Origin of the sequence: Amycolatopsis rhizosphaerae (assembly GCF_007713715.1) — a bacterium.
In the GTDB taxonomy this organism is placed as follows: Bacteria; Actinomycetota; Actinomycetes; order Mycobacteriales; family Pseudonocardiaceae; genus Amycolatopsis_E; species Amycolatopsis_E rhizosphaerae.
Genome location: NZ_VJWX01000215.1, coordinates 1 through 11,533, shown reverse-complemented (window position 1 = coordinate 11,533; position 11,533 = coordinate 1). Strand labels below are relative to the sequence as shown.

The window sequence follows — 11,533 nt, the reverse complement described above, 5'->3', positions numbered from 1 at the left end:
CGGGGGGTCCAGGGGGCTCACCCCCTGGCGGGGGTCCGGGGGTCGACCCCCGGGGAGAATGGCGCAGAGACCAGGCGAAACGCGCAGCGTGAGCAGGGTGTGCCGATCTCGGAGCGGGCGACGGGAATCGAACCCGCGTAGCCAGTTTGGAAGACTGGGGCTCTACCATTGAGCTACGCCCGCATGCGCTCGGTGAACCGTGCGCGAAGGTAGTCTAGCGGGCCGCGCTAGAGTGATCGCAACGCCCCACCCGGGGCGTACCGGGATGTGGCGCAGCTTGGTAGCGCATCCGCTTTGGGAGCGGAGGGTCGCAGGTTCAAATCCTGTCATCCCGACCAGTCGTAGGTCTGGTCCCGGCTCGCTCGCGAGTCCGGGCCTGAGGGGCTTCCGGCCATGCTCTCGGTGCAGATGAAATGACGCGGCGCTCGCTCAGGGCCGGGGGCCGCGTCCTCACCCCCGTTGGTGGTGCAGGAACAGTCGGGTGAGCAGCCGGGTCAGGTCCTGCCTGTCCTCGGCCGAAAGCGGTTCGAGCAGGTGGTCCTGTGTCCGGTCGAGCGCCCGGTCCAGGCGGCGCAGTTGCCGATCGCCCGCCTTGGTGAGGGTCACCAGGTTGCGCCTTCGGTCCTCCGGGTCCGGCGTCCGCTCGACGAAACCCTGCCCGGCCAGTTCGTTGATCGCCGCGACCACGTCGCTGCGGTCCATGTTGCACCGGCGACCGAGTTCGGCCTGGCTGGCCACCCCGAACTCGTCCAGTGCGGCCAGGATGCGGTAGTGGTACCCGCGCGCACCCAGCTCACCGAAGCCGTCGGACGCCAGCCGGTGGGCGTGCACCGCCAACTGGTTGAGTAGCCAGCTCGGCTTCGTGGTCAGGCGTGCGGGTGTCTTTTCCACGGCAGTCACTCTACATCGTTGGCGCCCCCAATGAATAGGTGTACAGTTGGCGGCACCAATGTTGGCATTACCAACGAAAGAGGGATGCATGTCCACGGACACGCTGGTCGCCGACCGTATCGAGATCGCCGACCTGTTCACCCGCTTCGCGCGCCTGCTCGACGAGGGGCGCTGGGAGGACGCCGACACCGTCTACGCCGACGATGTGGCGGTGCACTCGCCGCGTGGGGGCGAACTCCGCGGCATCGACAAGGTCGTCGGCTTCATGCGGCAGGCCGAGGTCGAGGGGCAGCGCTCGCAGCACGTGACCACCGACCTGCTGGTGGACGTCGACGGCGATCAGGCGGCCGCCTCGGCGAACTCGCTCGTGTACTTCTACCGCAGCGGCCAGGCGCCCCACTTCACGAGTGGCCTGCGAATGACCTCCACCGCCGTACGGACGGCCGCGGGATGGCGATTCCGCGAGATGCGGATCGTGCCCGCCTGGACACGCGAGGGCTGATCCCCCTCCGGGAAGCCGGTCGTGCCTGGAGTTACCGGCTTCCTGGGGAGTGGCCAAGATCGGGCGTGTTTGCTCCGGGCCGTCTTCGCGGGCTTGGCTGGTGCTGTCGCCAGGGCTGCAGTATCACCTCGGTGCCCGGTTGTGGCCCGTGGTCTCTGAGCCCGGCCGATTTCACCCGCCGGGTGGGGGAGGGCCTGTGTGATAGTGGGCCCTACGGCGATGTCCCAGACCCCGCAATGCCGTCGGCCCGACCGGCTCACGGAGGGAGGCCCATCATGGCCAGGGGCTTTCGGGGCAAGATCGCGGTGGACATCCGGGATTCGACGCCGGACTGGACCCCTTACCTGGCGCCCAAGGCGCCCGCGGGGGCACCCAACGTGCTGATGATCGTGTGGGACGACGTCGGCTACGGGACGATGGACTGTTACGGCGGTCCCGTGCAGACCCCCGTCATGACCCGGATCGCGAACCTGGGGGTCCGCTATTCGAACTTCCACACCACGGCGCTGTGCTCGCCGACGCGGGCGTCGCTGCTCACCGGCCGGAACGCGACCTCCAACGGCATGGCCACGATCGCCGAGTTCGGCTCCGGGTTTCCCGGCATCTCCTGCCGCATCCCGTTCGAGAACGGCTTCCTGTCCGAGGTCCTGGTGGAACGGGGCTACAACACCTACTGCATCGGCAAGTGGCATCTCACGCCGGGCGACGAGACCAATGTCGCGGCCTACAAGGGGCGATGGCCGCTGGGGCGGGGTTTCGAGCGCTTCTACGGCTTCCTCGGCGGCGAGTCGAGCTGCTGGTATCCGGACCTGGTCTCCGACAACCATCCGGTCGACGCACCCGCCAAACCCGAGCAGGGCTACCACATCGCCAAGGACTTCTCCGACAAGGCGATCCAGTTCATCCGCGACGCCAAGGTGGTCCAGCCGGACAAGCCGTTCTTCCTCTATCTGGCGCTCGACGCGGCGCACGCGCCGCACCACGTCTTCCGCGAGTGGGCCGACCGGTACCGGGGCACCTTCGACGAGGGCTACGAGGCGATCCGCCCCGGAATCCTGAGGCGGCAGAAGGAAATCGGGTTGCTTCCCGAGAACACCCGGCTTTCGCCGATCAACCCCCACGGCGAGCCCGCGGTCACCGGGCCGGACGGGCAGCCCTGGCCGCTGCTGGACACCGTGCGGCCCTGGGATTCGCTCAGCGACGGCGAGCGGCGGCTGTTCGTCCGCATGGCCGAGGTCTTCGCCGGGTACGTGTCCTACACCGACGACCAGGTGGGCCGGGTGATCGACTTCCTGGAGGCCTCCGGAGAGCTGGACAACACCATCATCGTCGTCGTCTCGGACAACGGCGGCAGCGGCGAGGGCGGGCCGGACGGCACCTTCAACGAGTGGCGCTTCTTCAACAACCTGCCCAGCCCGGCCGAGCTGTCCCTGAGGCACATCGACGAGCTCGGCACCCCCAAGTCCTACAACCACTACAACACCGGGTGGGCCTGGGCGTTCGACACCCCGTTCCCGTACTGGAAGCGCTGGGCGGGCTACGAGGGCGGCGTGGCGGACATGTGCATGGTGGCCTGGCCCGCCCGGCTCGACGCCCGGGGCGAGGCGCGCGGCCAGTACGTCCACGCCGTCGACGTCGTCCCGACGCTGTACGAACTGCTGGACATCGAACCGCCCGAGACGATCAAGGGGCATCCGCAGAGCCCGATCGAGGGCGAGAGTTTCGCGGCCTCGCTGACCGATCCTTCGGCGCCCGGCAAGCAGTCCCAGTTCTACGCGATGCTCGGGCAGCGCTCCCTCTACCACGACGGGTGGCTGGCCAACAGCGTCCACCCGCCGCTGTCGGGCTGGCGGAACTACGAACGCGACGTCTGGGAGCTCTACCACCTGCCCAGCGACCGCGCACAGGCGGAGAACCTCGCGGAGCGGGAGCCGGAGCGGCTGGGCTTGCTGCAGAAACTGTGGTTCTACTACGCCGGGAGGTACCACGGACTGCCGCTGGACGACCGTACCCCGCTCGAACAGAGCCTGGTCGAGCGTCCGCATGGCACCCCGCCCCGGAACCGGTACGTGTACTACCCCGACTGCCCGGCGGTTCCGGAGCAGGCCGGTGTCCTCGTCAGCGGGCGGTCCTACACCATTTCCGCGGGGGTCAAGATCGCCGAGCCGGAGGCGGAGGGTGTGCTGTACGCCCACGGCGGTGTCGCGGGCGGGCACAGTCTCTACGTCAAGGACCGGCGCCTGCGTTACGTGTTCAACTGGGTCGGCAGCGTCCTGCAGGCCGTGGACTCCGACCGGGAGATCACGCCGGGGCCGCACGTCTTCGCCGCCGAGTTCACGGCCACCGGGCGGAGCGAGGATCCCGAGATGCCCGGGGCCACCGGCACGCTCACGCTCTACATCGACGACCAGCCCGTGGGCGACGCGAAGATCACCACGCAGCCCGGGTACTTCAACGCCACGGGGGACGGTATCTGCGTGGGGCGTGACGACGGCTCTCCCGTCACGCCGGATTACCCGGTGCCGTTCCGGTTCACCGGAGGGACCATCGACCGGGTGGTGGTGGACGTTTCCGGCGAACGCTATGTCGAGCACGAGGCGGAGGTTCGCGGCTGGTTCATCATCGACTGACCTCTTCCCGACGTCGTGTCGGCAAACTCGCTATGATGCTGACATCATGTCGACAAGCTGGCGTGCGGATCGCCGCCGCCGGAGGAGGTTTCCCAGCCGATGTACACCGTCATGAACCGCATCGAGGTCACCGAGGGCATGGCCGAGGGCTTCGAGAAGGGCTTCAGCGCCAGCATGAACGCCACCCTGCCCGGCGTGCCGGGGCTCCTGCGGTCCACGCTCCTGCGCCCGGCCAAGCCCGGTCAGCCCTACGTGTCGGTGATGGAGTTCACCGACGAGGACGCCTTCCGCGCCTGGATGGGGTCCGAGTCCTTCCGTGCCGCCCACAAGGGCGCCGCCGAGAACCCGACCACGGGTGCTTCCGTGGTGGAGACCTTCGACACCGTCACCGAGATCGCGGGCTGAACCGGTGGCCGGGGCCGTGAGGGGTCCCCTCACGGCCCTCCCGCGCGGCCTCAGCGCTCGGTGGCGCGGCCCCGGGCGCGGCCCGCGGCCGTCACCCCGGCGAGGGTGACCACGAGCAGCACCACCGTGCCCGCCGAGGCGAGGGAGGGCTGGCCACGGTCGGCGAGCGCGAAGATCCCGACCGGCAGGGTCCGCCAGTCCGGCGGGTACAGCATGATGGTCGCGCCCAGCTCCCCGAGCGACATCGCCAGCGCCAGGCTCGCCGACGCGGACATCGCGGGCAGCAGCAACGGCAGGCGCACCCGCAGCAGCACCCGCGCCGCCGAGGCCCCGAGGCTGCCCGCGACCTGGGCCAGCAGCGGGTCCGCGCGCCGTTCGGCCGCCGAAACCGTGCTGTAGGTGAAGGGGAGCACGATCATCAGGTGCCCCGCCAGCACGATCCACCGCGTCCCGTTGAGCAGCACCGGCGGCCGGCTGAACGCCACCAGCAGCGCCAGCCCCAGCACCACCGAAGGAACGGCGATCGGCAGGTGGAACACGGCGTCCACCACGCGCCGCAGCCCGGGCCGCGCCGCGCGGACGGCGAGCGCGGCCCACGTGCCGAGCAGCACCGAAGCCGCCGAGGCGATCACCCCGGTCTGCACGCTCACCGACAGGCTCGCGAGCGTGTCCCCGGACAGGGTTGCGGCGTAGTGCTCGAACGTGAGCCTGCTGGGCAGGGTGCCCGTCCACGAGCCCGCGAACGACGCGAGCACGATCATCACCAACGGCGCCAGCACGATCACGGTGAACACCACACCGAAGATCGCCCACAGCACCAGCCTGCTACGCCTTCCCCACAGCAGCACCGTTTCTTCCCTTCCCCGAGATCCAGCGGTGGAGGCCGTAGAGCGCCAGTGCCGAAGCCACCTGCACCACGGCGATCACGCAGGCCCCCGGATAGTCGAAGGTGACGATTCCCTTGGTGTAGATCAGCACGGGCAGGGTCAGTACGTCCTTCGCACCGATGAACAGCACGATGCCGAACTCGTTCATCGCCAGCAGCATGGTCAGGCAGGCCCCCGCCACCAGCGCCGGGGCCGCCTCGGGCAGCACCACCTGCCGCACCACCCGCCACGGCCCGGCGCCCAGGCTCGCCGCCGCCTCCAGCTGGGCGCCGGGGACCTGGCCGAACGCGGCGAGCGCCGGACGCAGCACGAACGGCGTGGAGAAGGTGATTTCGGCGAACAGCACGCCCCAGAACGAGTACAGGAACCCGCCGGCGTGGAACACCCCGGCGCTGCCGTAGAGGAACGTGAACGCCAGCGCGATCAGAAACGACGGGAAGGCCAGCATGGTGTCGATCAGCCGCGACACCGTCCGCGCCCCGGGAAACGGCACGAAAGCGATCACCAGCGCCAGGAACGTGCCCAGCAGCAGGCAGCCCGCGGTGGTGCCGAGCGCAAGCGCGAACGTGCGCCACGCGGCCTGCCGGAACTCCGCCGAACCCAGTATCGCGCCCCATGCGGACGCTCCGGACGCCCCGCGGCCCGGTTCGAAGGACTGCCGGATCACCAGCGCCAGCGGATAGCCGAACAGGCCGAGCACGACCGCCAGCGGCGGCAGCACCCACAGCGCGCCTGGTCCGCTCAGCCCGCTTCGGCGGGGACCAGCGGACAACCGTCCGGAATGGACACTCCGACCGGCTCCCCGATCCCCGGCAGGCCGTGGTCGTCCGGCACGTCCGCGCGGACCGGGCACGACCGCCCGCCCAGCGTCAGCTCGAGGTCGAGCCGATAGCCGCTGCCCCGCCATTGCACACCTTTCAGCGTCGCTGGAACAAGATCGGCGCCGGGCGCGTGCACCGCGAGGTGGTGCGGCCGCACGCCCAGCACGGCTTCGCCGCCGTCCGCCCGCGCCGCGGCCGCGGCGGTGGTGGCGGTGAGCTCGCGCGGGCCGAGCCGGACGGTGACCGCTCCCTCGCCCGCCGGACCCAGCACTTCGACCGGGATGAGGTTCGCCGCGCCCAAGAACCGTGCGGTGAAGGGATGTTCCGGGTGGCGGTAGAGCCGTTCGCACGGCCCCGTCTCGACCAGCCTGGCGTCCCGCATCACCGCGATGTGGTCGGCCAGCGCGAGCGCCTCGCCCTGGTCGTGCGTCACGTACACCAGAGTGGTGTCCGGCAGTTCCGCGCGCAGGCGCAGCAACTCGGCGACCATGTCCTCCCGCAGTGCGGCGTCCAATGCGGACAGTGGTTCGTCGAGCAGCAGCACCGGGGGCCGGATCGCCAGTGCGCGGGCGATGGCGACCCGCTGCTGCTGCCCGCCGGACAGTTCCCGGGGGAAGCGGCGCGCGTAGTCCGCCATCCCGACCAGCTCGAGGGCCTCTCGCGTGCGCTCGCGGACCTCCGAGCGGGGCCTGCGGCGGGCCCGCAACCCGAAGGCCACGTTGTCGGCGACCCTCAGGTGCGGGAACAGCGCATAGCTCTGCACCACCACGCCGAGCCCGCGGCGGGCCGGGGGCAGGCCGGTGATGTCCACGCCGTCGAGCAGGACCCGGCCGGAGGTGGGCCGGACGAATCCGGCCAGCACCTTCAGTGCGGTGGACTTGCCGGACCCCGAAGGGCCCAGCAAGGCCAGCGTCTGTCCGCGGGCCACCGACAGGTCCAGTCCCGCCAGCGCGCGGGTCTGTCCGTAGTGGACGGAGACGTCCCGCAGTTCGACGGCGGGACTCGCGAGAGTCGCGAGAGTCGCGAGAGTCACTGCCCGGTGGCCTTCTTGTAGGCGGCGAGGTCGCCGTCGAGGTCGTTCAGGACCTGGGACCAGTCCGGCTGCCACACGTCCACGCCCTGCAGCGCGGCCTTGAACTTGTCCGCCTTCGGCCCGGTCGCGGTGACGTCGGCCCGGGCGGGCAGCCCGTAGGCGTCGGCCGCCTTGGCCTGCACCTCGGGCGAGAACAGGAAGTCCAGCAGCTTCTTCGCGTTGTCGGCGTGCGGCGCGCCGGTGACCTCACCCGCGTAGTAGGGCAGGGCGAAGGTCGAGCGCTTGCCGGTGGCGTCGGCGGGGAAGAACACCTCGAAGCCGCCGCTCTTGTCGATCTCGGCGAGGTTCATCTGCAGGTCGCCGTTGGCCACCAGCAGTTCGCCCTTGGCCACCTTCGGCTGGAGCTTGCCCGTGGAGGAGGACGGACCGACGTTGTTGGCCTGGAGCTTGGCCAGGTAGTCCAGCGCGCCCTGCTTGCCGAACACGTGCTGCAACTGGATCAGCACCGCCGTGCCGTCCCCGGCCTGACCCGGGGTGGAGTACTGGAGCTTGCCCTTGAACCGGCCGTCGAGCAGATCGTCCCAGGTCTTCGGGGCGGGTACGGCCTGCTTCGGGTTGTCGATGAAGGACAGGTAGTTGTCGATCATCGCGGTGTACCGGCCCTGCGGATCGCGCTCACCGGCCGGGACCTTCTCGGCACCGGCGATCGTGACGGGGGAGAGCAGGCCCTCGTCCGCCACCCGCTGGATGAACGGCGGCAGCGTGACCAGGATGTCGGCCTGCGGGTTGCTCTTCTCCTTCTCCACGCGGGACGCGACCTCGCCGGAGCCCGCGGTGACCACCTGGACGGTGATCCCGGTCTGCGCCTTGAACTCGTCGAACCGCTGGGTGTACCAGTCTTCCAGTCCGTCCACTGTGTACACGGTGACGGTGCTGCCGCCCGTGGCCGAGCCGCCCGCGGTGCCGCCGCAGGCGGACAGGACCGCGGCGAGCAGCCCGACCAGCGCGATCACGGCCTTCTTCTGGATCTTCATGAGGGGACTCCGAGGAGGGTGGGGAGGGATGCGACGGAATCGAGCACGTGGGTGGCACCGGCCGCGAGCAGTGCGTCGCGGCCGGCGGCTCCGGTGAGGACCCCGGCGGAGACCGCGGCGCCCGACCGGAGGCCGGTGAGGATGTCGGACGGGGTGTCGCCGGCTACGGCCACCCGCCGCAGGTCGGTGACTTCCAGGCGCAGCACCGCGGTGAGCACCAGGTCGGGGAAGGGACGGCCCCGTACCCCGGGGCCGGGGGCCAGCGCCAGATCGGCGAGGTCCTGCCAGCCGAGCGCGTCCAGCAGCGCCTGCTGGGTGCCGGAGGCGAACCCGGTGGTCAGCGCGACCTTCGTGCCGGAGGCCCGCAGCAGCCGGATCGCCTCCTCGGCTCCCGGGACCGGGGCGCAGTGACCGGCCGCGACGAGTCCTTCGTAGTGGCGGCGGAACTCGGTGTTGGCCCGCTGCGCCGCCGCTTCGTCGCCGAGCAGCGCGCGGAACACGGTGATCTTCGACTGGCCCATGGTGCGCCGGACGTGGTCGAGCATGGCCGGATAGCGATCGTCCGATTCGGACACCCCGGCGGTGGCGATGGCCGCGGTGAAGCTCTGTTCGACCAGTCCGTCGTCGGCCACCGTGGTCCCGGCCATGTCCAGCACGGCGAGTTCGGTGTTCACAGGCCCACCGCCACGGCCGTGTCCTCCGCGATGGCGGGCGAGCAGGTCATGCCGCGGCCGCCGGGCCCGGTGATCAGCCACGCGTTGCCGGCCACCTGCTTCCGGTGCACGAGCCGCGACGGGTCCGTCGTCTGCGCGTAGACCCCGGCCCAGCGGCGCACGATCCGGGGCAGCGGGCGGCCGAGGATCGCCTCCGAAACCCGGCTGAGGTGCTCGTAGGGCTCCTCGGTGACGTCGAACGGGAACGGTTCGGCGTAGTCGTGGGTGTCGCCGATGGTCAGGCCGCCGTCGAGGCGCTGCACCATCAGCAACTGCATCGCGTGGGCGGCGGCGGTGGGCGGCTGTGGCTGCCGCTCGTTCAGCGCGTCCAGCGCCGGGCCTCGGTAGGCGGGGTAGTAGCGGAAGCTGTCGCCGTCGGCCACCGAGGTGGTCAGCGTTTCGCCCAGCGGCTCCGTCTGGGCCATCTGCAGGCGGACGCGGCGCACGGGGAGATCGCCGGTGAGTTCCCGGACGAGCCCGCCGAGCCAGGCGCCGGTGCACAGCAGCACCTGGTCGCCCTCGTGGTGCTCGCCGTGGTCGTCGAGCACGCCCTGTCCGGTGAGGTCGCGGACCTCGCGGCCGGGCAGCCAGGTGTAGCGGCCGGTTCCGGCGAGCCACGCCCGCAGCGCGGGCTGCGCCGTCCGCGGTTCCACCGCCGCGTCGCGCGGGCACCACAGCGCGCCGAGGAAGTCGCCTCGCAGAGCGGGGTTGAGTCGCCGCGTTTCGGCGGCGTCGAGCAGGGTGAAGCCGCGGTCACCGGGCGCTTCGGCCGCCACGGCGTGCTCGGCTTCGGTCCGCAGCACGGCGAGTGAACCGTTGGCGCGGAAGCCGAGTCCGGGCACCTGGGCGCCGAGCTCCTCCCACAGTTCCCGGGACCGCGTCGCGGCGGTCAGCTCCGCGCCGGGCGCGCGGCCGCTGACCCAGACGAGCCCGAAGTTGCGCACGGAAGCGCCCCTCGCCTCGGGCTCGCGTTCCAGGTGCAGCACGTCATGCCCGCGCCGCACGGCCTGCCAGGCGTGCAGGGTGCCCAGCACCCCTCCGCCCACGATGAGAATTCGCACGCCAAGACCCTCGCCGGTCGCCATGAATGGCCCGTGACCTCAGGGACAACGCCGGGTGAAAATTGGACTGGATGAGTTATCGCTTCGTGATCTTACCGCTTGCGGTCGTCTCGGCCAGGGGCCGGTACCCGCTTGTGTCCCACGCTCCGGCGTTTGTGTCCCACGCTCGCGCAGGAAGGTGGGACACAAGCGCAGGAAGGTGGGACACAAGCGCAGGAAGGTGGGACACAAGCGCAGGAAGGTGGGACACAAACGCCGACTTGCCGGGACTCGCCGTCAGGGGGTGGGGCCGAGGCGGGTGGTGAAGGAGAGGCGGGCTCCCCGGTACAGCGAGCGGACGCGTTCGAACGGCACCCCGTCCGGTCCCCACGACACGCGGTGCATCAGCAGCATCGGCAGCGCCGGGTTCGTGCCGATCAGCAGCGCCTCCCTGGGTGTGGCGAGCATGGTCTCCACCCGCTCCTCCGCCCCCGCGAACACCACGCCCAGTTTGTCCCGCAGGCACGCGTACAGCGACTGCTCGGGGTCGAACACCTCGAGCAGCGTGGGGAACCGGTCGGCGACGAGGTAGGTGGACTCCAGGCCGACCCGTTCGCCGTCGGCGAGCAGCACCCGCTCGATGTGGATCATTTCGGCGCCCGGTTCGAGCCGCAGCTCTCCGGCGAGGGTCTCCCCGGCGGTCACCCGCTCCAGCGTGACCAGCGACCGCCCCGGCTCGACCCCCTGCCGCCGGAGCCCTTCGGTGTAGCTGACCAGCGCGAGCGGCTGCACCAGTTTCGGGCCGGCGACGAAGGTGCCGCTGCCCTGGCGCCGCCGCAGCCTGCCCTCCAGCACCAGATCGCCCACGGCCTGCCGCACACTGGCGCGCGAGCAGCCGAACCGTTCCGCGAGTTCGCGTTCCGTGGGCAGGACGGCGCCCTCGCCCAGTTCGCCGAGCAGGTCGAGCAACCGCACCTTGACCGCGTAGTACCGCGGAACCCGGCCGTGCTCGGGGATGCCCGCATGGACCGGGCCGTCCCCCGCCTGTCCCCGCCTGGCCACTTGCCTGGTCACGGAGTTCGAGCTTACGGGCCCCGGGAGGACACGGGCTCAAGCGCCGAGGGTGCGCGTGAAGCCGGGCGGGATCACCACGTCGGCGGGCGTGAGGTCGTGGACGGACTGGTGGCCGAGGCCGAGCAGCGCGGAGTCGATGCCGCTGCGCAGGATGTCGAACACGTTCTCCACCCCGGCCTGCCCGCCTGCGGCCAGCCCCCACAGGGAGGCACGTCCGATCAGCACCGCCCGCGCCCCCAGCGCGAGCGCCTTCACCACGTCGCTGCCGCGCCGCACCCCGCCGTCGAGCAGCACCTCGATCTGCCCGCCGACGGCCTCGGCGATCGAGGGCAGCACCCGGATCGGGGCGGGCGTGCCGTCGAGGTTGTTGCCGCCGTGGTTGGACACCGAAATCGCGGTCACCCCCGCGTCGGCCGCGCGTTTCGCGTCGTCGACCCGGGTCACGCCCTTGAGCAGGAACGGCCCGCCCCACCGTTCGCGCAGCCAGGCCACGTCCTCCCAGG

12 protein-coding genes and 2 tRNA genes are annotated in these 11,533 nt (G+C 70.9%); 4 read left to right on the top strand and 10 right to left on the bottom strand.

Annotation, left to right across the window (positions count from 1 at the left end; translation table 11 throughout):
• Positions 1–112: 112 nt before the first annotated feature.
• Positions 113–183, bottom strand: a tRNA-Gly gene (locus tag FNH05_RS20775).
• A 78-nt stretch (positions 184–261) separates the two neighbouring features.
• On the opposite strand from FNH05_RS20775, the gene FNH05_RS20770 reads away from it, so the two are divergent.
• Positions 262–338: transfer RNA gene (locus FNH05_RS20770), tRNA-Pro, on the top strand.
• 112 nt (positions 339–450) lie between these two features.
• Here FNH05_RS20770 and FNH05_RS20765 read toward each other — a convergent pair.
• The gene (locus FNH05_RS20765) at positions 451–891 is read right to left on the bottom strand and encodes a MarR family winged helix-turn-helix transcriptional regulator (protein ID WP_144590377.1); all 441 of its coding nucleotides are present in this window, start codon (positions 889–891) and stop codon (positions 451–453) included.
• Between the two features lie 88 nt (positions 892–979).
• Between FNH05_RS20765 and FNH05_RS20760 the strand changes: the two genes are divergently transcribed.
• The 3 genes from FNH05_RS20760 (at position 980) to FNH05_RS20750 (ending at position 4,428) form a co-directional block, all read left to right on the top strand.
• Positions 980–1,393, top strand: a complete 414-nt coding sequence (locus FNH05_RS20760) for a nuclear transport factor 2 family protein (RefSeq protein ID WP_144590376.1) — start codon at positions 980–982, stop codon at positions 1,391–1,393.
• A 275-nt stretch (positions 1,394–1,668) separates the two neighbouring features.
• Positions 1,669–4,023, top strand: coding sequence for an arylsulfatase (locus FNH05_RS20755; RefSeq protein ID WP_144590375.1), 2,355 nt, complete (start codon positions 1,669–1,671; stop codon positions 4,021–4,023).
• Between the two features lie 99 nt (positions 4,024–4,122).
• Complete coding sequence (locus tag FNH05_RS20750; protein WP_144590374.1) at positions 4,123–4,428, top strand: antibiotic biosynthesis monooxygenase family protein; 306 nt, start codon at positions 4,123–4,125, stop codon at positions 4,426–4,428.
• A gap of 50 nt (positions 4,429–4,478) precedes the next feature.
• Here FNH05_RS20750 and FNH05_RS20745 read toward each other — a convergent pair whose 3' ends face one another.
• From FNH05_RS20745 to FNH05_RS20710, 8 genes are all read right to left on the bottom strand, one after another.
• Complete coding sequence (locus FNH05_RS20745; RefSeq protein WP_144590373.1) at positions 4,479–5,276, bottom strand: ABC transporter permease; 798 nt, start codon at positions 5,274–5,276, stop codon at positions 4,479–4,481.
• Positions 5,254–6,087 (bottom strand): 2-aminoethylphosphonate ABC transporter permease subunit, encoded by an 834-nt coding sequence (locus FNH05_RS20740; protein ID WP_144590372.1) that lies wholly within the window; start codon positions 6,085–6,087, stop codon positions 5,254–5,256. The genes FNH05_RS20745 and FNH05_RS20740 overlap by 23 nt, the downstream gene beginning before the upstream one ends.
• Positions 6,057–7,169, bottom strand: coding sequence for an ABC transporter ATP-binding protein (locus FNH05_RS20735; RefSeq protein WP_144590371.1), 1,113 nt, complete (start codon positions 7,167–7,169; stop codon positions 6,057–6,059). The genes FNH05_RS20740 and FNH05_RS20735 overlap by 31 nt, the downstream gene beginning before the upstream one ends.
• Entirely contained in the window at positions 7,166–8,203 is a 1,038-nt protein-coding gene (locus FNH05_RS20730; protein WP_186382654.1) for a 2-aminoethylphosphonate ABC transporter substrate-binding protein, read from the bottom strand. Before FNH05_RS20730 ends, FNH05_RS20735 begins: the two co-directional genes overlap by 4 nt.
• Positions 8,200–8,877 carry a phosphonatase-like hydrolase gene (locus FNH05_RS20725; protein ID WP_144590370.1) on the bottom strand — a complete coding sequence of 226 codons (678 nt, stop codon included), beginning with the start codon at positions 8,875–8,877 and terminating at the stop codon, positions 8,200–8,202. The genes FNH05_RS20730 and FNH05_RS20725 overlap by 4 nt, the downstream gene beginning before the upstream one ends.
• Entirely contained in the window at positions 8,874–9,977 is a 1,104-nt protein-coding gene (locus tag FNH05_RS20720; protein ID WP_144590369.1) for a TIGR03364 family FAD-dependent oxidoreductase, read from the bottom strand. Before FNH05_RS20720 ends, FNH05_RS20725 begins: the two co-directional genes overlap by 4 nt.
• 276 nt (positions 9,978–10,253) lie before the next feature.
• Entirely contained in the window at positions 10,254–11,030 is a 777-nt protein-coding gene (locus tag FNH05_RS20715) for a GntR family transcriptional regulator (RefSeq protein WP_144590368.1), read from the bottom strand.
• Positions 11,031–11,066: 36 nt separating this feature from the next.
• Positions 11,067–11,533: alpha-hydroxy-acid oxidizing protein (locus tag FNH05_RS20710; protein ID WP_186382653.1), on the bottom strand; the 467-nt coding region annotated here is incomplete at its 5' end.

Excerpts from the sequence above, each read along its gene's own strand:
- FNH05_RS20760 (WP_144590376.1), top strand. The coding sequence starts at position 980 with ATGTCCACGGACACGCTGGTCGCCGACCGTATCGAGATCGCCGACCTG.
- FNH05_RS20755 (WP_144590375.1), top strand. The coding sequence starts at position 1,669 with ATGGCCAGGGGCTTTCGGGGCAAGATCGCGGTGGACATCCGGGATTCG.
- FNH05_RS20750 (WP_144590374.1), top strand. The coding sequence starts at position 4,123 with ATGTACACCGTCATGAACCGCATCGAGGTCACCGAGGGCATGGCCGAG.
- FNH05_RS20730 (WP_186382654.1), bottom strand. The coding sequence starts at position 8,203 with ATGAAGATCCAGAAGAAGGCCGTGATCGCGCTGGTCGGGCTGCTCGCC.